Annotated in this window: 17 protein-coding genes; 10 read left to right on the forward strand and 7 right to left on the reverse strand. The window is 40.0% G+C overall.

The window, feature by feature from the left end; genetic code table 11:
• Positions 1-32 precede the first annotated feature (32 nt).
• Complete coding sequence (locus PNIG_RS07940; protein WP_011328060.1) at positions 33-548, forward strand: MgtC/SapB family protein; 516 nt, start codon at positions 33-35, stop codon at positions 546-548.
• Positions 549-576: 28 nt separating this feature from the next.
• Here PNIG_RS07940 and PNIG_RS07945 read toward each other — a convergent pair whose 3' ends face one another.
• Both PNIG_RS07945 and PNIG_RS07950 read right to left on the reverse strand, forming a co-directional pair.
• A complete protein-coding gene (locus PNIG_RS07945; RefSeq protein WP_172459229.1) occupies positions 577-1,812 on the reverse strand; it encodes a sensor domain-containing phosphodiesterase in 1,236 nt (411 codons plus the stop codon).
• A gap of 68 nt (positions 1,813-1,880) precedes the next feature.
• Positions 1,881-2,891, reverse strand: coding sequence for a GlxA family transcriptional regulator (locus PNIG_RS07950; protein WP_089368220.1), 1,011 nt, complete (start codon positions 2,889-2,891; stop codon positions 1,881-1,883).
• A gap of 127 nt (positions 2,892-3,018) precedes the next feature.
• On the opposite strand from PNIG_RS07950, the gene PNIG_RS07955 reads away from it, so the two are divergent.
• The gene (locus tag PNIG_RS07955) at positions 3,019-4,926 is read left to right on the forward strand and encodes a beta-ketoacyl synthase (protein WP_089368221.1); all 1,908 of its coding nucleotides are present in this window, start codon (positions 3,019-3,021) and stop codon (positions 4,924-4,926) included.
• Positions 4,927-4,998: 72 nt separating this feature from the next.
• On the opposite strand, the gene PNIG_RS07960 is transcribed toward PNIG_RS07955, so the two are convergent.
• The 3 genes from PNIG_RS07960 to PNIG_RS07975 all read right to left on the reverse strand — a co-directional run bounded on the left by PNIG_RS07960 (position 4,999) and on the right by PNIG_RS07975 (position 8,147).
• A complete protein-coding gene (locus PNIG_RS07960) occupies positions 4,999-5,415 on the reverse strand; it encodes an MgtC/SapB family protein (protein WP_011328064.1) in 417 nt (138 codons plus the stop codon).
• A gap of 709 nt (positions 5,416-6,124) precedes the next feature.
• A complete protein-coding gene (gene fghA, locus PNIG_RS07970; RefSeq protein ID WP_011328066.1) occupies positions 6,125-6,967 on the reverse strand; it encodes an S-formylglutathione hydrolase in 843 nt (280 codons plus the stop codon).
• Positions 6,968-7,025: 58 nt separating this feature from the next.
• Positions 7,026-8,147, reverse strand: coding sequence for an S-(hydroxymethyl)glutathione dehydrogenase/class III alcohol dehydrogenase (locus PNIG_RS07975; protein ID WP_011328067.1), 1,122 nt, complete (start codon positions 8,145-8,147; stop codon positions 7,026-7,028).
• A 129-nt stretch (positions 8,148-8,276) separates the two neighbouring features.
• Between PNIG_RS07975 and PNIG_RS07980 the strand changes: the two genes are divergently transcribed.
• The 7 genes from PNIG_RS07980 (at position 8,277) to hflX (ending at position 16,385) form a co-directional block, all read left to right on the forward strand.
• Positions 8,277-9,149, forward strand: a complete 873-nt coding sequence (locus PNIG_RS07980; protein ID WP_086996014.1) for a LysR family transcriptional regulator — start codon at positions 8,277-8,279, stop codon at positions 9,147-9,149.
• Between the two features lie 138 nt (positions 9,150-9,287).
• Entirely contained in the window at positions 9,288-10,505 is a 1,218-nt protein-coding gene (locus PNIG_RS07985) for a lipoprotein-releasing ABC transporter permease subunit (RefSeq protein ID WP_041454692.1), read from the forward strand.
• The gene (lolD, locus tag PNIG_RS07990; RefSeq protein ID WP_011328070.1) at positions 10,498-11,196 is read left to right on the forward strand and encodes a lipoprotein-releasing ABC transporter ATP-binding protein LolD; all 699 of its coding nucleotides are present in this window, start codon (positions 10,498-10,500) and stop codon (positions 11,194-11,196) included. The genes PNIG_RS07985 and lolD overlap by 8 nt, the downstream gene beginning before the upstream one ends.
• Positions 11,186-12,430, forward strand: coding sequence for a lipoprotein-releasing ABC transporter permease subunit (locus PNIG_RS07995; protein ID WP_011328071.1), 1,245 nt, complete (start codon positions 11,186-11,188; stop codon positions 12,428-12,430). The genes lolD and PNIG_RS07995 overlap by 11 nt, the downstream gene beginning before the upstream one ends.
• 134 nt (positions 12,431-12,564) lie before the next feature.
• On the forward strand, positions 12,565-13,038 hold the full coding sequence (locus PNIG_RS08000) for a YehS family protein (RefSeq protein ID WP_089368223.1): 474 nt from the start codon (positions 12,565-12,567) through the stop codon (positions 13,036-13,038).
• Positions 13,039-13,471: 433 nt separating this feature from the next.
• Complete coding sequence (gdhA, locus tag PNIG_RS08005) at positions 13,472-14,824, forward strand: NADP-specific glutamate dehydrogenase (protein ID WP_011328073.1); 1,353 nt, start codon at positions 13,472-13,474, stop codon at positions 14,822-14,824.
• A gap of 208 nt (positions 14,825-15,032) precedes the next feature.
• A complete protein-coding gene (gene hflX, locus PNIG_RS08010) occupies positions 15,033-16,385 on the forward strand; it encodes a GTPase HflX (protein ID WP_089368224.1) in 1,353 nt (450 codons plus the stop codon).
• 264 nt (positions 16,386-16,649) lie between these two features.
• On the opposite strand, the gene PNIG_RS08015 is transcribed toward hflX, so the two are convergent.
• Together PNIG_RS08015 and PNIG_RS08020 are read right to left on the reverse strand one after the other, a co-directional pair.
• Complete coding sequence (locus PNIG_RS08015; protein ID WP_089368225.1) at positions 16,650-18,383, reverse strand: AMP-binding protein; 1,734 nt, start codon at positions 18,381-18,383, stop codon at positions 16,650-16,652.
• 182 nt (positions 18,384-18,565) lie between these two features.
• The gene (locus PNIG_RS08020) at positions 18,566-19,012 is read right to left on the reverse strand and encodes a DUF3010 family protein (RefSeq protein ID WP_011328076.1); all 447 of its coding nucleotides are present in this window, start codon (positions 19,010-19,012) and stop codon (positions 18,566-18,568) included.
• A gap of 382 nt (positions 19,013-19,394) precedes the next feature.
• On the opposite strand from PNIG_RS08020, the gene thrS reads away from it, so the two are divergent.
• Positions 19,395-21,305, forward strand: coding sequence for a threonine--tRNA ligase (gene thrS, locus PNIG_RS08025; RefSeq protein ID WP_089368226.1), 1,911 nt, complete (start codon positions 19,395-19,397; stop codon positions 21,303-21,305).
• Positions 21,306-21,326 lie beyond the last annotated feature (21 nt).

A 21,326-nucleotide genomic window follows, 5' to 3' on the forward strand; every position in this document is an offset into this window, starting at 1 on the left:
AACTATTCATATATGAATAACGAGGAAATTACGTGTTTTTACCTGATTTATTTGATGTAGCTCCGTACTCATGGGCTGCAATTGGTACGGCGGCATTTTGTGGCGCTATTATTGGTATTGAGCGCCAATTACGTGGCAAACCTGTGGGTATTCGTACTTCTGCGTTAATTACTTTAGGTACCTATTTATTTTTATCGACCGCGTTTAATTTACAAGGCGATGTAATTGACCACTCTCGCGTAGTGGGACAAATAATTACTGGTATTGGCTTTTTGGGTGCAGGCGTAATGCTAGCTAAAGACGGCGCTGTGGTAGGAGTAACGTCGGCAGCAACCATTTGGGTGTTAGCGTCTATTGGTGTAATGATAGCCACCGAAAACTTGGGCGCAGCTATTAAGCTTTCTGTGCTGGTGGTCGGTATTTTATACGGTGTTGATGTGCTTGAAGCTAAGTTTAAAAGCTTAAGTAAAGGTGTGCACACTAAAGTTAAAATTTATTCAAAACGCTATTATCGCAAAAGTGAAAATGAAACAGAGCGCCACTTATAAAGTGGCGTTTTTATAATTAAGTTTATAACTAACTTAATACTGATTTTTGATGCACTAAAGCATCGCAAAGTGCTTGTGGGCGGCCTAAATAATAGCCCTGAACCTTATCGACACTTAGTTTGCGGAGGGTGTTTATTTCTTCTAGTGTTTCTATGCCTTCGGCAATAATATTACAGCCAATGTCTTTAGCAAATCCGCATAACGCTTTAGCTAATAAATATTTACGACGATCGCTATTTATGTTTCGGGTAAGGCTAATATCAAGTTTAATAATATCTGCTTGTAGCTCCAAAATATGCTGAAAAGAAGAATACCCTGCACCAACATCGTCTATAGCTAGGCGTATGCCTTTTTTACGCAGTGGCGCGAGTGCCGTTAACATTTCATTGTAGTTGGCAATAGGAGAGTGTTCGGTTACCTCCAATACTATATTGCTGCAATCAGAAATAGCAGCTAATGCATTGGCAACGGCATCACTTAGTATATGCTCTGGAGAGGTGTTAATTGACACATACACCTCTTTATTAAAATGACTCATATTGCCTAAAACATTGTTTATTGCCAACATTTCTAGGGCTTCACCTAAACCAAACTGTGCTGCTTCATCAAACCAAATATTAGGTGTTCTATAGGGCTCAACAAAAAAGCGAGACAAGGATTCGTAACCCGAAACTTTATTTGTGTTTAAGCTATATATAGGCTGGTAGTAAATTTCAATATTATTTGTATTTATAATATTAAGTACGTTAGATTTAATAAGTTGTTTTGCTTCATTGTCTTGTATTTGTGTATCAATAAGCTGTGAAGCCAGATCTGAAATTAAATTTAAAAACGCCAGATCACGCTTGTTTAATGTGTCGTCTTTTTGTTCGTTATAGCAGCAAAATGTGCCATAAATATCGCCGTTAGATAAGGTAATTGGCACGCCAATATAAGCGCCAATATTAAGCTTTTTAGTAACCGGCATATTGCGGGTTATACTATTTTTACTGATGTCAGGTATTATATTATCTAGTTCATTATTGGCTAATTTATTACAGTAGGTTTCGTTTATGGGATCAAAATTACCTACTTTTACAATCTCGTTAGGGCGTTTGGTATCAACTAATTTAAATATACGTTTAGAGTCTTTAAACTCAGAAATAAAAGCAACGTCCATATCAAGGTGTTTACGAATAAGTGCTAGCAAGCGAGTTAGTCTAGTATTGAGATCAGTCTCTGCTTCAATATCTAATAGTAAATTTTCACTAAAATTTACATGCATATTTCCAACTTCCTGTGTTTTAGTTAATGGTTTATATTAATACAGTAGCTTGGCTTGTTTTTAAAGTATTAACCAAACAATTTTTTTCTCACTACTTTACGATACTCACTGGGTGTTTGGTTCAATATTTTTCTAAATATTCGCGTTAAATGACCTTGATCATTATAGCCTACTTCTAACGCTACTTCCTGAATTGATAAATTTGACGAAGCGAGCAACTCTTTAGCACCTTCTACTCGTAACTGTTGCCAATACTCAATAGGGCTTTGGTTGGTAGCTGCTTTAAAGCGCCGCGTAAAAGAGCGATAGCTTAAATTAAACTGTGCGGCTACATCCTGTAAATTAAGCTCTGTTGCTAAGTTAGTTTTTAACCAAAATTGAATTTGGGCAATTAATTCATCGGGATGGCGATCAACCGCACCTTCAAGATAGCGCTGATCTTCGTAGGGTTTGCGTATTTCGTGGGAAAAATTGCGCTCAACATGCTGCGCTGCAGCTTTGCCATAATACTGGCTAATAATATGCACTATTACATCGGCTAGGGCGTTTAGGCTGGCTACGGTATAGAGTCGCTCGGATTGAGTAATAAAAAAGTCAGGCTTTAACAGTACCTTGGGGTAGTCGTGACTAAATTGTTTAGCGTAATGCCAATGGGTGGTTGCTGGGTGCCCGTCAAGTAACTTGGCCTCTGCTAGTAAACAGTTGCCAGTGCCTACACCTATAATATGGCTGCCATTAGTAAAACTTTGCCCCAACCAAGTAACTATATTTTGATTAGTGCGTACAACTGGGCGCGGGTTTCGCCAAATACCGGGCACTATTACTAAATCGCAATTGGGGGTATTGCTGGTGGCGCAATCGGGAAGGATTGCCAAGCCGGTACGATTACTTATTGGTTCAAGGTTTTTAGCAACTAAATGAATAGCGAGTGGCCTAAAGTTTTGTTTATTAATATGGCCTTTTGCAAAGGCTTCGCCCGCTCTCAACATTTCTATAGGGAGGGTTAAACTCGTTATTAATAAGTGTTGGTAAACAGCAATAGCTATATTTAATGGGGGGTTACTCTGTTTATCAGTCATATAGATGCTCCGACCAGTTAGAGTTGGCCTTTTATGCTTAATATTTGGCTATTAAAGCACAAAGAGTGGTGCGCAATCCATTTAAACTAGTGTCATATTCTTATAACACGTTTTTTAAAGGTAAATTATGACCGCATTACCCGTAATTGTAGGCATGGGAGGCATTAATGCCGCTGGCCGTACTTCTTTTCACCAAGGTTACCGCCGTATTGTGTTAGACAGTTTAAGTGCACAAGATCGTCAAGAAACGTTTTTAGGCCTCGCCACCTTGATGAATTTAGTTAGTGTTGTTGATAATCAACTACAAGACACTCAAGGTAACAATGTTGAGCAAAGCGACATAGAAGCACGTTTTGGTGAACAAATAATTGCCGGCACGCTTATTCGTAAAATCGAAAACGAACATTTTGATCCAGACGCTACCCCATGGCAGCAAAAAATGACGCTAAGCAACTCGGATGAGAATGCGATTGTGTTTGAAACCCGTGCTCGCGATTTACCACAACCGATACCTGCAAGCTGGCAGGTAGAGCAGCTCGAAGGTAAAAAAGTTAAAGTTACTATTGCCGCAGATATAGATGTTAAACACGCTTCAACTCGTGACAACCCGATTAAATCGGCAGGGCAGTTTCCTACTGGGTTTGATCCGTCAGTAATGTATAACAGCCGCTATCAGCCACGTGGTTTGCAAGCAACTATTTTTGCTGCTACCGATGCAATAAAGTCAACCGGGCTTGATTGGCAACATATAATGAATAGCGTAGAGCCAGACAAAATTGGTACCTATTCGGCGTCGGTTATTGGCCAAATGGATGACACAGGTTTAGGTGGCTTAGTTAAAGCTCGCCAGCAAGGCGACCGCGTAAGCACTAAGCAATTAGCGCTGGGTTTAAATACTATGTCGACCGATTTTATTAATGCGTATGTAACGGGCAACGTAGGTACTACGTTTTCAACTTCGGGCGCATGTGCTACGTTTTTATATAACTTACGCGCAGCGGTTAACGATATACAAGCCGGGCGCACTCGCGTTGCTGTAGTAGCCAGTGTTGAATGTGCTATTACGCCAGAGGTTATAGAAGGCTTTGGTAACATGAGCGCACTGGCAAACGTTGAAGGTTTGCGCCGTTTAGATAACTTAAGTAATACAGATGAGCCCGACTATCGTAAAAGTAGCCGTCCGTTTGGCGAAAACTGTGGCTTTACGCTAGGTGAAGGCGCGCAAGTGGCTATTTTAATGGATGATGCTCTAGCACTAGAGTTAGGCGCTGACATTATGGGGTGTGTGCCAGATGTATTTGTAAATGCCGACGGGATTAAAAAGTCAATTACTTCACCAGGGCCGGGTAACTACATTACTATGGCAAAATCGGCGGCACTGGCAAGTAGCTTATTAGGTAAAGAAGCCCTGCAACAGCGCAGCTTTATATTAGCCCATGGTTCAAGCACGCCATTAAACCGTGTAACCGAGTCATTGATTTATCATAAAGTGGCACAAACCTTTGCTATTGATAACTGGAAAGTAACTGCGCCAAAAGCATATGTTGGCCATACTATTGCTCCTGCAAGTGGCGATCAGTTAGCTATAGCATTAGGTGTATTTAGCCACAATATTATGCCTGGTATTACGACTATAGATAAAATAGCCGACGATGTTTACGCTGATCATCTAGATATTAGAAACAGCCACTATGATTGCGGTGATATGGATATTGCATTTATTAACTCAAAAGGCTTTGGTGGTAACAATGCTACCGCTACAGTATTGTCTGCAAAAATAACACTGCAAATGCTTGCCAAGCGCCATGGCAAAAGCGTTATGGATGATTATGCTAATAAAAATGTGGCTGTAAAAGCAGCGCAACAAAGCTATCAATCACAAGCAGACTTAGGCCAATACCAACTAATTTATCGTTTTGGTGATGGCTTAATTGACGACAACGACATTGTTATAGATGAGCAAAGCATACACCTTCCTGGCTTTGAAAAAGCGATTGCTTTTAATACAAAAAATCCCTATCAAGACATGTTTTAAGCACACATTCTTGTTTGGTAAGGCGCTTTTATAGCGCCTTTTTTGTTTTTATTAAGATATAAAATTAAGAGGTTACTTAAACTTTTTAATATAGCGTAATGTTATAAAGTTAATAATGGCCAGTAAAATAGCTATTTCGTAGCGACTGTAGGCCACAGCAATACCAATTAAACCCATATTCCAAATGCTCGCCGCGGTGGCAGTACCTGAGGTGGACTGGTTATTTTTTAAAATTGCGCCACCGCCAATAAAGCCGATACCGGTAATGATCCCCTGTAACATTTTTGATTGTGCTTCAGAGGAGTCAAGTACAGACAACGCAATTAACGCATAACCACATGATGCCACCGCTACTAACGGAAAGGTACGCAGCCCCGCACCATCTTGGCTGCGCTCTCTGTCGTAGGCCATTGGCAAAGCGAGTAAATAAGCTATGCCTAAGTGAATCAGATTATCAACGATTTCGTGCCACTGTAAATCAATTTCCATGATCTTGCCTTTTTAGTTAATCTTAATAACTAGCTAGCAATCTGTAAGCCATTTATTTAATATTTTAAATTCAGTAATTTAGGTTTGCCTTTATTTTTATTCTGCCTGGCTTGGTAATAGTTACACTACTATTTTACTATTTTACTATTTTACTAAGTAGTTAGTTTGATATCGCTTTTGAATATCCATATTCTTTTACTTATATTAAAGGTAATTATGTACATCACTTGCCTTTTAAAAAAAACAATAAATACAGCCACTAAACTTGAAAAAAACGCGTTATTACTGCGCGTTAGCAACCTCTGATGATTCTGCCGTTTTGGTTATACGCCTGGTCGTTTGCGTTGGGATTGTATGCTTGCGTATTATTAGTTGAAAATAACGAGCCTTTAAATCACAGCGTTGCGATTGTAGGTGCATTCCCTTTTTTGATTATATATTTACTGCAATTAATTGGTTTTGTTAAGGAGTTTATAAAAAAGGAAGTGCATGAGTAATGTGCTTTGTTTAACACCGTTACAATTTAAAATTTAAAATTTGATTTTATTTTACAAGGTCAGCATGCTCTAAATAAGCTTATGGGTAGAGCCACAGCAAGCAGGGTAATAAAAGGCGAGTGAATACTGATGCAAGTAAGGACGTTTTTTTAATAGTTTAAAATAATGTGTAGAGGGTTCTCTACACATTATTACTACAAACAATAATATTGTTATGCAGACAAATACTGATGATGAAATACCAAGTGCTGATCAATAAAGCTACTGATAAAAAAGTAACTATGATCGTACCCGGTTTGCATTTCTAGGGTCAGTGGGTAGTCTTTTTGTTTTGCAACAGCCACTAAATTTTGCGGTTTTAATTGCTCGTCTAAAAAGTTATCGGCATCGCCTTGGCTCACTAACATTGGCAAGTAGTTACTTTGCTCAGCTTTAGCCATTAATTTGCAGCTGTCGTATTGTGCCCATGTTGTTTTATCGGCTCCTAAATAACCCGTAAACGCTTTAACGCCCCATGGGCAATTAATAGGGTTTACTATAGGGCTAAACGCCGAGGCACTAACATAATCCTGTGGGTTTTTAAGGGCGATCATCAACGCACCGTGGCCGCCCATTGAATGACCACTAATTGCTTTTGTGCTAGTCACTGGAAAGTGCTGCTCTATAAGCGCGGGTAATTCATTCACTACGTAGTCGTACATATTAAAGTGAGTGTTGTAAGGGGCTTGTGTCGCGTTAACATAAAACCCAGCGCCTTGAGCAAAATCGTAGCTGTCTTCGTTAGGAACATTATCCCCACGAGGGCTAGTGTCGGGTGCCACAATAGCAATACCTAGCTCAGCTGCTTTTTTGAATGCGCCTGCTTTTTGCATAAAGTTTTCGTCGGTGCAGGTTAAACCTGAAAGCCAATAAAGTACCGGTACTTTATTACTTTCACTAGCGCCGGGCGGCAAAAAAACGGCAAAACGCATAGTACAATGAGTGCTTACAGCGCTGTGCGTATATTGTTTATGCCAGCCACCGGATACTTTTACACTTGAGATATTTTCTAACATGATAATCCTCAAAAGCCGCTTATATCCACACCGTGAATACAAGCGATTGGTTTATTGCTTAGTAATGAATAACGGTACGAATGCTTTTGCCTTCGTGCATTAAATCAAATGCATCATTAATGTCTTCAAGGCCCATTGTGTGGGTAATAAAGTCATTTAGTGCAAACTCGCCAGCCATGTAACGTTCTACAATTTCAGGTAGTTGTGAGCGGCCTTTAACACCACCAAATGCGCTACCACGCCATACACGCCCAGTAACTAATTGGAATGGACGAGTAGCAATTTCTTGGCCAGCGCCTGCTACACCAATAATTACCGACTCACCCCAACCTTTATGACAACACTCAAGTGCTGAGCGCATAACATCAACATTACCAATACATTCAAACGAGTAGTCAACGCCGCCATCGGTCATTTCAACAATTACGTCTTGAATTGGCTTGTCGAAGTCTTTTGGATTAATTAAATCGGTTGCGCCAAGCTTGGTTGCTAACTCGTATTTAGAGTTGTTTATATCGATACCGATAATACGACTCGCACCGGCCATTTTTGCGCCAATAATAGCTGATAAACCTATGCCACCTAAACCGAAAATAGCTACAGTGTCGCCCGCTTTTACTTTAGCTGTGTTTGTTACTGCGCCCATACCTGTTGTTACGCCACAGCCTAGTAAGCATATTTCTTCTAAAGACGCTTCTTTGTTTACTTTAGCTAAAGAGATTTCTGGCAGTACTGTGTACTCAGAGAAAGTTGAGCAACCCATGTAGTGGTAAATTGGCTGACCGTCTTTATAAAAACGTGTTGTACCGTCTGGCATTAAGCCTTTACCTTGGGTTTCGCGCACAGCAGAACACAGGTTAGTTTTGCCCGAGGTACACATTTTACATTCACCACATTCTGCGGTGTATAAAGGAATAACATGATCGCCAATTTCTACGCTGGTTACGCCTTCGCCGATTGCATATACAACACCAGCGCCTTCGTGGCCTAAAATTGCAGGGAATATACCTTCAGGATCTTCACCCGATAATGTAAATGCATCGGTATGACATACACCAGTAGCGGTAATTTTTACCATTACTTCGCCTTTTTTAGGCATCATCACATCAACTTCTTCAACACTAAGTGGTTGATTAGGACCCCAAGCAATAGCTGCTTTTGATTTAATAAATTCTGACATGTGCTTATCCTTTGTAGTGGGTAGATAATAATTGTAGACCCAATTTGCTTGGGTGATGTAGCTATTGTATTTGTTTCTCAAATAATGATAATCTCAATTTTATTAAAACACTTTTTCAGAACTGTAACAATGGCACGATGGGATGGAATAGACGAATTTATTGCGGTAGGTGAAGAAGGTAGTTTTACCGCTGCAGGCAAAGCAATTGGGCTGTCGGTTGCGCATATTAGCCGCCATGTTAGTGCGCTTGAACAACGCTTAAATACACAGTTGCTAACGCGCACAACGCGTAAAGTGGTTTTGACCAAAGAAGGTGAGGTGTTTTTACACCAAATAAAGCATTTACAACATGCAATGGATGATGCCACGCAAAGTTTAGCGCAACAGCAAAGTACGCCAAAAGGTAAAATTAATCTAACAGCCCCGGTAATGTATGGCGAGAGCTTTATTATGCCAATAGTGCATAATTTTATGCACGACCACCCCGATGTAGAAGTCGTTGCTACGCTCAGTAATGAGCAAGAAAACTTATTAGAAGGTGGTTTTGATCTAGCTATTAGACTGGGGCATTTAAAAGACTCGAGCTTAAAAGCACGGCGCTTAAGTGCACGGCGTTTTATTATGTGTTGTGCCCCTGATTATTTAACCCGATTTGGCGAGCCACACACATTAGGTGAGCTAATAAATCATCAATGTTTAGTGGGGAATAGTCGTTATTGGCGGGTAAACGAAGGAGGGCGCGAAAAGCATATTAAAATAGCTGGGCGACTGCAATGTAATAGTGGCTGGGCGTTGGTAGATGGCGCTAAAAAAGGTTTAGGGATTATTCAGCTCCCTAATTACTACATTGAAAACGAGTTAAAAACAGGGCAGTTAGTGCCTATTTTAACATCCTATCAGCCGCTGCAAGAAGGGGTATGGGGTGTGTATCCGCCTCGACAGTTTGTGGCAACTAATGTAAGGGTGCTACTTGATTATTTAGTCGCAGGACTAAAAGCTTAATAGCGGGTTAATCATTTAATTTTTATTCTAGCCAAGTATCAGATTTTTAAATATTTATTACATTTAGTGGCATACCCAAGTACGGATTATTCGTGTTATTATAAGTTACTATTTTTAGGATAAGTGTTTAAAAACAATATGTTTCAACCGGTTAGTTTGTTTATTGGGCTTAGATATAGTCGCTCCTCAAAAGGGAATGCGTTTATTTCATTTATCTCGTTTTTTTCTATTGCCGGTATTGCGATTGGCTTAATGGCATTATTTACTGTCAGTTCAGTAATGAATGGCTTTGAAAGCAGCTTAAAAACCAATATGCTTGGGCTTATTCCGCATGTTGAAGTGCAAGCTAATAAGCGTACTGCAGCGCAAATGAGTAGTTTAAAAGCAGATCTTGAACAATCTCCTTATGTAAGTACTGTAAGCCTTTATCAGCATGGTGAAGCTATATTACAAACCAATAAAGATTTACACGGTGTGTTGCTGCAAGGCTTATATGGCGATGACGGCTCGCTCTATAAAATTACCGATAAAATAGTACAAGGAAATTGGCAAACAGTACTTAATAAAAACTATAGCATTGCCATTAGTCGCTACCTGAGCCGTAAATTAGGTGTTGGTTTGGGAGATAAGCTGCGGGTTATTATGCCAAATGCTTCTACCTATACACCGCTTGGGCGAATGCCTAGCCAACGCTTGTTTAAAATAGCAGCCATTTACGAAACTGGCTCTGAAATTGACATGGGGCTGGCTTTTACCAGTGGTGCGTCGTTGCAACGCGTATTAAAGCTGGATCAAAACACTGCACCTAATTTAAGTATTTCTTTGTATGAACCCTTTGCATTGGATGAATTTATACAGGCCAGCAAACTAATATTAAAAGATCATACCTATACAGATTGGCGCAGCAGCCAAGGCACATTATTTGCTGCTGTAGCAATGGAAAAACGGATTATGTCGATGTTATTAGGGCTTATTGTGCTGGTTGCGGTATTTAATATTGTCTCTGCGCTAACGATGATGGTAAGTGAAAAACAAGGCGAAGTCGCTATTTTACAAACCTTGGGTTTAACACCATCGCAAGTACAAAAAGTGTTTATGGTGCAAGGACTTTATAATGGCGTGATTGGCACCGCAGTAGGGGCATTTTTAGGTGTATTACTTAGTTTATATATTAATGAGTTATTAGCATTAGTAGGGTTAAATTTGATGGCAGGTATAGAGTTGCCGGTAAAATTTGATGTGCCAAGCCTAATTGTTATCGCTTGTTCGAGTATTGCTATGAGCTTTTTAGCCACTGTTTACCCAGCGCGCAAAGCCGCAAAAGTAAAACCAGCCGAGGTATTGCGTTATGAATGATTTAGTTATTAGTTGTGAAAATTTAAATAAAGTTTATCAAGATGGTAGTAACCAAGTTGCAGTATTAAAAGGGGTTGATTTAGCCCTGCAACAAGGTGAAATGCTGGCTATTGTGGGCAGCTCTGGTTCGGGTAAAAGTACCTTATTGCATATACTCGGTACGCTCGATACTGCAACATCTGGCAGTGCTAAAATTAAAAATCAAGAAGTGGCTAAGCTCTCCCGTACAGAGCAAGCGGCATTTAGAAATAAAAACTTAGGCTTTATTTATCAATTTCATCATTTACTGATGGAATTTAGCGCGGTAGAAAATGTAGCTATGCCGCTTTTAATTAAAGGACTAAGTGCTAAAGCTGCGAAAGTAGCTGCATTAGAAATGCTTGAAAAAGTGGGCCTAGCACATCGTAGCTCTCATAAGCCGTCGGCACTGTCTGGTGGTGAGCGCCAACGAGTGGCAATTGCGCGCGCGCTCGTTACTAAACCGGCATTAGTGCTTGCCGATGAGCCAACCGGTAATTTAGATAAACAAAACGCGATTAAAATATACGACTTAATAAATGAGCTTAATAAAAGTTTAAATACCAGCTTTGTGGTGGTAACACACGACTTAGAGCTGGCCGACAAACTCGGTAAAATAGCCTATTTAGATGATGGAAAACTTACTATTAAAGAGTCGCAACATGTTGCTTAGTGCGTTTATAAGTAAACGCTTTAGAGCGTATTCTGGTCATAAAGATGAAAAAAATGGCTTTGTAAGCTTTATAGCTAAAGCATCTACTGTGGGTATTTTATTGGGCGTTGCGGTTTTAATAGTTGCGCTGTCGGTAATTAATGGCTTTGAGCAGCAATTAGTGCATCGCTTATTAAGCGTAGTGCCGCAGGTGGAATATGTAGCGCCTAATAGGCCAATTGCTAATTGGCCACAAAAAGTTGAGCAGCTTCAACAGCAAGATCATGTAACCGGCGCCGCGCCATTTATTGCAGTTAACGGCATGGCGCAATTTAAAAGCCAATTAAAAGCAGTAGAAATACGCGGGGTTGAGCCTTCATTAGAGGGGAGCGTGTCGGCTATTAATCAATTTACCAAAGGCAAATTGGTGAGCCAGCTTGGCATTGATGAAGTTATTTTAGGCAAGCAAATAGTTAACCAACTCGATGCCAGCGTGGGCGATAGTATTACCTTACTTATTCCTCAAATAGCTCAGCAAGGGCAGTCATTATTAGCCCCTAAGCGAGTAACGCTGTTACTTGCAGGTATTGTTGAAATGGGGGGGCCAATAGACAGCACAGCTGCATTTATCCACCTTAATAAAGCGCAGCAAACATTAGGTTACGATGAAAGCCAAGTAACCGGGCTTCGCCTAAGCGTTGATGACGTATTTACCGCGCATCAAATTGCGCTACGGGTAGGGCAAACCATAGACGACTATGTATATATTTCTAGTTGGTTTAGAACGCAAGGCAGCTTATACCAAGATATACAAATGGTGCGTACCATAGTTTATATTGTGGTGTTTTTAATTATAGCTGTGGCAAGTTTTAATATTGTGTCCTCATTGGTAATGGAAGTACGCGAAAAACAAGGCAATATTGCTATTTTAAAAACCATGGGCGCAAAAGACAGTACCATTTTAGCTACCTTTGTAATGCAGGGGTTAACGCAAGCTTTTGTAGGTGTGGTATTAGGCAGCTTAATTGGTGTGGTACTGGCAATAAATATTAGCGAATTATTTACTTGGCTCAGCCAACTCTTTGGCGCAAACCCACTTCAAGGAGTTTATTTTATAGAGTTTTTACCCAGTAAGTTAGTGTGGCAAGATATTGTGGTAACAGTTGTTGTTACTTTTATTTTAGCGGCGTTAGCTACTATTTATCCGGCGTGGCAAGCAACAAGAGTTGACCCTGCAAAAGTGCTGGGTAATTAGCGGCATTGGTAGCGTGTGCGCTGCTAAATAAAAACTAATAGGGCAGTATTGGCAAGTCTGTTAAACTAGAGCGCTTATTTACAAGCTAACAATAACTAACCATTGGGTTAGCATTTACTACTCTGGGATTTACTTTGACAAATAACGATATTTTACGCCGCATTCGCTACACTTTTAATTTAACCGACACCGCTATGGTAAATGTTTTTGCTGCAGCTGAGCATACGGTTACTACAGAGCAAGTAATTGCTTGGTTAACTAAAGAAGGCGAAGAGGCTTACACTGAAATAAGTGATACAGAGTTTGCAACTTTTTTAAATGGTTTTATTAATACGCAACGTGGTAAGCGCGAAGGCGAGCAACCTGCTCCTGAGAGCAAGTTAAATAACAATATTATTTTTATGAAGCTGCGTATTGCTTTAAATATGAAAGCGGAAGATGTGATTGCGACGCTGGCACTCGTTGACTTTAATTTGAGTAAGCATGAGCTAAGCGCGTTTTCTCGTAAAGTAGATAACAAGCACTACCGCGTATGTAACAACCAGGTACTTCGTTTATTTTTAACGGGTGTACAACAGCAGGTTCGTCCACAAAGCACTGCTGAGTAAGCAAGGTAAAGCCATTACTCTTTCAAAACGCTAAAACAGCCCTTGTTTTAGCGTTTTGTTGTTTTTAAGTTAAATATATTTCAACTTGTTACACGCCTACTTTAAAATTGTTCAATACCGCTTAATAAACTAGCAATTGAATGAGATCATTTAAATATCAAGTAATTACCTCCTTTGTTAGCTGTATGTTTGGTTTTAGTAACCGTGCACTGTATTTTTATATCGTTAAAGTGAATAAAAATTCGCCTAGTCGCTGTTTTATTTTTACACAACAGTAAAATAATTCAACTTGAATGACGTGCAACACCACTCTTTCTAATGGTAAGGTGTATGAAAATTATGATTTTAAAATAGATTTATATTCAAAAAACAAACTCAATCATACTTACCCGAATTCTCAAATTTTAAAAATAGCTTACACGGAAGAATAATTATGAATTATATACATAGTACGATAGCTCAATTAAAGCAAACTAGCCCCGCGCAAAGTGAGTTTTATCAAGCTGTTGAAGAAGTACTAGAATCTTTAGAACCTCTTTTTGCAAAAACTACAAATTATCAAAAAGAAGCCATTATAGAAAGAATGGTAGAGCCAGAGCGTCAACTAATGTTTCGTGTACCTTGGGTTGACGACGAAGGTAATATTCAAGTAAATAAAGGCTATCGCATTGAATTTAGCTCTACCTTGGGCCCATATAAGGGGGGCTTGCGTTTTCACCCGAGTGTTAATGCCAGTATTATTAAGTTTTTGGGTTTTGAGCAAGTGTTTAAAAACTCATTAACCGGCCTACCTATTGGTGGTGGTAAAGGCGGTGCTAACTTTGATCCAAAAGGGCGCTCAGACGGTGAAATAATGCGTTTTTGCCAATCATTTATGAACGAGTTATACCGCCACATTGGCCCAACTACCGACGTACCTGCAGGGGATATTGGTGTTGGCGCACGCGAAATTGGTTATTTGTTTGGCCAGTACAAGCGTTTAACAGGGCGTTACGATGGTGTGTTAACCGGTAAAAGCCTAATGTGGGGTGGCTCGTTAGTTCGTAAAGAAGCAACTGGCTACGGCGCAGTGTACTTTGCAAACTACATGCTACAAAACCGCGATGATAGCCTAGCTGGAAAACGTTGTTTAATTTCGGGCTCGGGTAATGTTGCTATTTATGCGATGGAAAAGCTGTATCAATTAAATGCAAAACCAATTACCTGTAGTGACTCTCGCGGTACACTATTTCATGACGCGGGTATAGACTTAACGCTTATTAAAGAGTTAAAAGAGCAGCAACGTGGCTGTTTAAGCAAATATAAAGAAAGCTACCCAGAAGCTACTTATATTGCTCGCGCAGATTACCCAGAAGATGGGCATGCAGTGTGGCGTTTTAAAGCCGATGCTGCGTTCCCGTGTGCCACTCAAAATGAGTTAACTCAAGGCGATGCAAAAGCGCTACTAAGCAATGGCTGTATTTTGGTGAGTGAAGGTGCAAACATGCCTTCGACCAAAGACGCGATTGACTGCTTTATTAAAGCCAAAATAGCTTACGGCCCAGGTAAAGCTGCTAATGCGGGCGGCGTTGCAACCAGCCAATTAGAAATGGCGCAAAATGCCAGTATGCAAAGCTGGACTTTTGAAGAAGTGGATGCAAAATTACAGCACATAATGAAAAACATTTTTAATATTGCTAACGAAACAGCGGCAGAATTTGGCCAACCTACTAACCTGTTACTTGGCGCTAATATTGCTGGTTTTCGCCGTGTTGCCGATGCAATGATAGAGCAAGGCGTAGTTTAACTAAAATAGTTTAAAGCAATTGCAGCTTATTGCTGTGAGAGCCTGTACTTAAAAACACCCCATAAATTTAGCTATTTACAGGGTGTTTTATTTAAATAACCGCTTAAGTTAGTTATAACGCTATAAAGCCAAGCTATAACAGCGTAGGATCAGGCTACTTTCGAATGAAAATAGGTTTGCACTTCGCGGTGCATTAACATAAAAAATTATGCAACTAACTGCAAAAGCATCACTTCCTAACGCATTACTTATCTCTATTAGTACACCTCACTTTAAAGGCGATGAAGCAATTGAGTCGCTTGCAGAATTGGCACGCCTAGTTACCACTCTTGGCTTTAAAGTAGTTGGTACACAATCACAAAAGCAAAGTTCTACCCAAAAAGTAAATGTACTGGGTTCAGGTAAACTGGCTGAAATAGCGCACCTTACTGGTAATAAAGGTTCTGCTGCAGATGAGAAAGAGGGTGAGAATTTTCTTGATGACGATCCATTATCCGACATGCCATCAGAAATTCCATCAGACGGTTTAGATTTTGCTTGTGCCGATGTTGTCGTGTTTGACTGCGATTTAACGCCTTCTCAACTACGTAATGTGGAAAACCAGTTAGGTGTGGAAGTATTTGACCGCACCGGCATAATTATTGAAATATTTAGCCGCCATGCGCGTACTAAAACAGCAAAATTACAGGTTGAAATTGCTCGCCTTAACTATGTAGCGCCGCGTCTGCGTGAAACATCTACCGGCGATAAAGAACGCCAAATGGGTAAGGGCGCAGGGGAGACAACGCTTGAGCTTAACCGTCGTAAAGTACGCGACCAATTAGCTGAGTTAAAGCGTGAACTGGTAAATGTTCAAGATGTAATGATGGACAGACGAGAACAGCGCTCAGAGCTATTTTCAGTGGCTTTAATTGGTTATACCAATGCGGGTAAATCGTCGATGATGCGCGCAATTACGGGCAGTGATGTAGAGGGCGAAAACAAACTTTTTGCCACGTTGGACACCACAGTTCGTGCTTTGTATCCAATAACGCAACCACGCATATTAGTATCAGATACAGTTGGTTTTATTAAAAAACTACCGCATGATTTAGTTGCTTCATTTCATTCAACTTTAGCCGAAGCACATGATGCGTCGCTGTTGTTATATGTAGTTGATGCATCGGATGCGTCTTTTCGCTCACAACTTGATGTAGTGCATAATGTATTGGCAGAAGTGGGTGTTCAAGGCAGTAAAAAGTTATTAGTACTGAACAAATCAGACCAACTTAGCGATGCGCAACAACAAGCATTAATGGCTGAATTTCCTGATGCTATGATGACATCAACACGTAACCCTGCTGATATAGCTAAACTGCATAAGTACATTGTTGATACTGCACAAAGCGACATGATTGAAGAAGAGGTTATTATTCCTTACACCGCCAAAGGTATAGTGGGTGAAATTCGCTCGACCATGAGTGTCATTAAAGAAGAATATGAATATAGCCATATTAAGCTCACAGTACGCTCCAATGCGATTGACTTAGAAAGGCTAAAAAAGCGTATGCTTAATTTATAGTTAACCTGAACTCTGGTTAAGAGATTTACTAACATATTGAATCATCGTTATATTTAATTTTATTTTCTCTAGCCAGAGGTTTTCAGTGAAAACAAGGCGAATTTACGCGTCAATAGCTGGCCTATTGCAAGTAAATTCAACGCAGTTAGCGCTGAAAATAGCTGCTTGAGATAAGTTTATTATCCGGAGCTCAGGTTAGTTAGTGCACGTTTGCTATAATAATAGCGCAGCCTGTTTTAGGCTGCGCTTTGTTAAAGTTGATAATTATGAAAATGCTTTTTCTGCTAACTCTTCTTGCATTTGTTCGCGCATTTTAAACTTTTGCAGTTTACCGGTTACCGTCATAGGGTAATTTTCAACAAAACGAATATGGCGAGGCACTTTAAAGTAAGCCAATTTGTCTTTTAAAAATAACCGTATTTGCTCTTCATCTAAAACCGCATCTTCTTTTGGTTGGATCCAGGCGCATACTTCTTCACCGTATTTTTCGTCGCTAATACCAAATATAGCGGCATCTTGAACACCTGGGTAGGTATAAAGCACTTCTTCTATTTCGCGGGGATAAATATTTTCGCCGCCGCGAATTATCATGTCTTTAATGCGGCCAACAATACTAACAAAGCCCTCACTGTCCATTACCCCTAAGTCGCCAGAATGCAGCCAACCATCTTGATCTATAGTCGCTTTGGTTTTTTCTTCATCGTTCCAGTAGCAGCGCATAATACCTGCACCGCGACTACATACTTCACCCGATTGCCCTACGGGTTGAATATTACCTAGCTCGTCAATTATTTTAACTTCGGTATGCGCTAATGCACGGCCTACTGTGGTTACTTGGCGCTCAATTGATGAGTCGGTTTCAGTAATATTATTAATAGGGCTACACTCAGTTTGGCCATATGCAATAACTACTTCGTGCATATTCATTAAAGTTTGTACTTTGCGCATTACTTGCTCTGGGCAGGTAGAGCCGGCCATTACACCAGTGCGTAATGTACTTAAGTCGTAATCATTAAAGTTACTTAATTCAAGCTCACTAATAAACATGGTCGGTACACCATGCAGTGCTGTACAGCCCTCATTTTGTACTACTTCGAGAGTTGTTTTTGGATCAAATGCACCCCCAGGATAAACTGCTGTAGCCCCTTTGCTCATAGACACTAAACTGCCAAGTACCATACCAAAGCAATGATAAAGTGGCACAGGTATGCATATTTTATCTTTATTGGTAATGTGCATGGCTTCACCAACAAATAACGCATTATTTAAAATGTTTTTGTGGGTAAGCGTTGCCCCTTTGGGGTTGCCAGTGGTGCCAGACGTAAATTGAATATTGATATCTTGATTGCAATTAAGAGTTGCGGCGACTGAATCTAACTGCTGTTTATGCTCTTGAGTTGCAAGTGCGGTTACTTCAGCGAATGAAAACATGCCAGAGCTTGCTTCATCACCAATTCTAATTACGTTTTTAAGCGTGGGAAGAGCAGCGGCATTAAGCTGACCTTTTTCGCACTCTGCTAGCTCTGGCGCCAAACTTTGTAGCATTTGCAGATAGTTGCTGCCTTTAAATTCGGAAGCAGTAATTAAGGTGGTGCACTCAACGCTGTTTAAAGCGTACTGCAATTCGCTGGGGCGATAAGCTGGGTTTACACAGACCATAATTGCGCCAATTTTAGCGGTGGCGAACTGAGTTAAACACCATTGGATGTTATTTGGTGACCAAATACCTACTCTTTCTCCAGGCTTAATACCCAGTGCAAGTAAACCCATGGCTAATTGATTAACTTGATGCTGAAATTCTTTATAGCTCAAGCGAATGTTTTGATGGTGCACAACCACGGCTAATGCGTCGGGGGTATTGTCGACAATGCTGTCGAAGTAGTCACCTATGGTTTGTTTGGTTAATGGGGTGCTTTGTATTCCTTTAAAATAACTCTGCAATAGCGGCATAGGGTTTATTTTTTCTATTTCTTTAACCGCTTTTGTTGTTACATTCATGTCATTCTCCGTATCAGTAGATATGAATTGCTTGAATGATAAATAAACATATATTGTCGACAAAGGGAGGGGGGGTAGACTAATGTCTTAGGTTTGTTGCTGAAAATGAAATAAGCAAAAATAAAGCAAAAAAAACGCGCCTTACACTGTAAGTACGCGCTTTTAGCAACGACTAAATGAGGTTACATTTCGTCGCTGCGGTAAGTTTTTTTCATAATATAAACGTAAGCGTTTACAAAAGCATTTTCTTGATACTTTTTAAGACCGGTATCCTCAAAATCAATGGGGATAGGGTTGCGTTTAACTTGCTCTTTAATTTCGGTTGTTGTAAATAATTTTACATCAAGGTTTTCGATTAGCTGAATCGCGGTTTCCATTTTAAAACCATTAGCACTACCAGCAAATTTACCTTTTGGAGCACGTTGACGTATTGCAACAGAATCAATTTGGTAATCTTGCATTAGCTTGGCAAAATCAAACTGAAACTTACGCATTACTTCTGTGTCGTTACCGTTACCTAAGGTAAAGCGTGTTTGGCGCACGTCGCGAATATCAAATACGTCATTATCTTTACTTAAAATACAAAGTAGTACATCACTACCGGTAATATCTACACCACATGTTCTCATTACTATTCTCTAATATAACTTAATTACCCAGTATTATACGCAACATCCATTAAATTGCGAGAGTAAGCACTTAAGTCAGTTGTAAATTTAACGGCGATTAGATTTATTATATTGATGCAATAAAATCTGCGCCGAAACATTATTAATTTAGCCTTTATAACAAAATAGCAGGTGTTTTAGCCGCTTTAAACTTGTAATTAGTAGCGTTGCACGCGACAATATCTTTTTTGTAGTTGAGCAGACTCAGCATCTACATTAGCCAAATTTGGCGAAAAATAGTCAATGCTTATTCGTAAGAGCGTTGTCGAGTCATTCTCATTTAATTAATTTAAAAAATACACGTGATACATTGTAGGTGTCACCACTGTAGCAAGGATTTATAATGCCAGTTATTACTCTCCCTGACGGAAGTCAACGTAGTTTTGAAAACCCAGTAAGTACGCTAGATGTTGCCAACGATATTGGCCCAGGACTCGCTAAAGCGACCATTGCTGGCCGTGTTAATGGCGAGCGTGTTGATGCATGTGACCTAATAAGTGAAGATTCGCGCCTTGAAATCATCACCGCAAAAGACGACGACGGCTTAGAAATTATTCGTCACTCGTGTGCACACTTAATTGGGCATGCGGTTAAGCAGCTTTTCCCAGATGCAAAAATGGCAATTGGTCCTACTATTGATAACGGCTTTTATTACGATATTGATATGGAACAGTCGTTATCTCAAGATGATCTTGACGCGATTGAAAAGCGTATGTTGCAACTTGCTAAAACAAACTACGATGTAGTTAAAAAAACCGTAAGCTGGCAAGAAGCACGCGATGTATTTGCAGCGCGTGGTGAAACATACAAAATAGAAATTTTGGATGAAAATATCGCTAAAGATGACCGTCCAGGGTTATATCATCACGAAGAATATGTAGACATGTGTCGTGGCCCTCACGTACCTAACATGAAATTTTGCCAAAACTTCAAAATAATGAAAGTAGCGGGTGCATATTGGCGTGGTGATTCAGAAAACAAAATGCTACAACGCATTTACGGCACAGCGTGGGGCGATAAAAAGCAACTTAAAGCGTATTTAAAACGCCTTGAAGAAGCTGAAAAGCGTGATCACCGCCGTATTGGTAAAGCACTTGATTTATGGCATTGGCAAGAAGAAGCGCCAGGTATGGTATTTTGGCACAACGATGGTTGGAGCATTTACCGTGAGCTTGAAGAGTTTGTGCGTGAAAAACTACGTGAATACGATTACGAAGAAGTAAAAGGTCCAATGATGATGGATCGTTCGTTATGGGAAAAATCAGGTCACTGGGAAAAATATGCAGATGCTATGTTTACCACAGTATCTGAAAAGCGCGAATACGCGATTAAACCAATGAACTGCCCAGGTCACGTACAAATATTTAATCAAGGTTTAAAATCGTACCGCGATTTACCACTACGTATGGCTGAGTTTGGTTGTTGTCATCGTAACGAGCCATCGGGTGCACTACATGGCTTAATGCGTGTACGTGGCTTTACCCAAGATGATGCGCACATTTTCTGTACCGAAGAGCAGATAATGGACGAAGTTTCAGCGTGTATTAAGATGGTTTATGATACATATGAGACATTCGGTTTTGAAAAAATCGTGGTTAAGCTCTCAACACGTCCAGAGCAACGTATTGGTGAAGACCATATGTGGGATAAAGCAGAGCTGGCATTAGCCGAAGCACTTAAACTAAACGAGATTGAATTTGATTACCTACCAGGTGAAGGCGCATTTTACGGCCCTAAAATTGAATTTACTTTGTACGATTGTTTAGACAGAGCGTGGCAATGTGGTACAGTGCAACTAGACTTTGCATTACCGGGTCGTTTAGGCGCAACTTATGTTGCTGAAAATAACGAACGCCGCACCCCAGTTATGATACATCGTGCTATTTTAGGTTCTATTGAACGCTTTATTGGTATTTTAACTGAAGAATACGCTGGTTTATTCCCTACGTGGCTTGCGCCAAAGCAAGTGGTAATTATGAATATTACCGATAAACAAGCCGATTATGTTAAAGAAGTTGTACAAAAATTAAATAAACTTGGAATTAGAGCCACTGCTGACTTGAGAAATGAGAAGATTGGCTTTAAAATCCGAGAGCATACACTTAAGCGTATTCCTTACTTACTTGTTGTTGGCGATAAAGAAGTTGAACAACAAGAAGTAGCAGTACGTACCCGCACAGGTGAAGACCTTGGCAAATTTAATGTTGATGACTTTGTAGCTAAAATTAGCGAAGAGATAAAAAGTCGACAATAAAAAATCGAGCGTGTAAGGCAT

This window comes from Pseudoalteromonas nigrifaciens, from assembly GCF_002221505.1.
Classification (GTDB): Bacteria; Pseudomonadota; Gammaproteobacteria; order Enterobacterales; family Alteromonadaceae; genus Pseudoalteromonas; species Pseudoalteromonas nigrifaciens.

Coding starts and splice junctions, on each gene's coding strand:
- PNIG_RS07945 (WP_172459229.1), bottom strand. CDS start 1,812: ATGCATGTAAATTTTAGTGAAAATTTACTATTAGATATTGAAGCAGAG.
- PNIG_RS07950 (WP_089368220.1), bottom strand. CDS start 2,891: ATGACTGATAAACAGAGTAACCCCCCATTAAATATAGCTATTGCTGTT.
- PNIG_RS07955 (WP_089368221.1), top strand. CDS start 3,019: ATGACCGCATTACCCGTAATTGTAGGCATGGGAGGCATTAATGCCGCT.
- PNIG_RS07960 (WP_011328064.1), bottom strand. CDS start 5,415: ATGGAAATTGATTTACAGTGGCACGAAATCGTTGATAATCTGATTCAC.
- fghA (WP_011328066.1), bottom strand. CDS start 6,967: ATGTTAGAAAATATCTCAAGTGTAAAAGTATCCGGTGGCTGGCATAAA.
- PNIG_RS07975 (WP_011328067.1), bottom strand. CDS start 8,147: ATGTCAGAATTTATTAAATCAAAAGCAGCTATTGCTTGGGGTCCTAAT.
- PNIG_RS07980 (WP_086996014.1), top strand. CDS start 8,277: ATGGCACGATGGGATGGAATAGACGAATTTATTGCGGTAGGTGAAGAA.
- PNIG_RS07985 (WP_041454692.1), top strand. CDS start 9,288: ATGTTTCAACCGGTTAGTTTGTTTATTGGGCTTAGATATAGTCGCTCC.
- lolD (WP_011328070.1), top strand. CDS start 10,498: ATGAATGATTTAGTTATTAGTTGTGAAAATTTAAATAAAGTTTATCAA.
- PNIG_RS07995 (WP_011328071.1), top strand. CDS start 11,186: ATGTTGCTTAGTGCGTTTATAAGTAAACGCTTTAGAGCGTATTCTGGT.
- gdhA (WP_011328073.1), top strand. CDS start 13,472: ATGAATTATATACATAGTACGATAGCTCAATTAAAGCAAACTAGCCCC.
- hflX (WP_089368224.1), top strand. CDS start 15,033: ATGCAACTAACTGCAAAAGCATCACTTCCTAACGCATTACTTATCTCT.
- PNIG_RS08015 (WP_089368225.1), bottom strand. CDS start 18,383: ATGAATGTAACAACAAAAGCGGTTAAAGAAATAGAAAAAATAAACCCT.
- PNIG_RS08020 (WP_011328076.1), bottom strand. CDS start 19,012: ATGAGAACATGTGGTGTAGATATTACCGGTAGTGATGTACTACTTTGT.
- thrS (WP_089368226.1), top strand. CDS start 19,395: ATGCCAGTTATTACTCTCCCTGACGGAAGTCAACGTAGTTTTGAAAAC.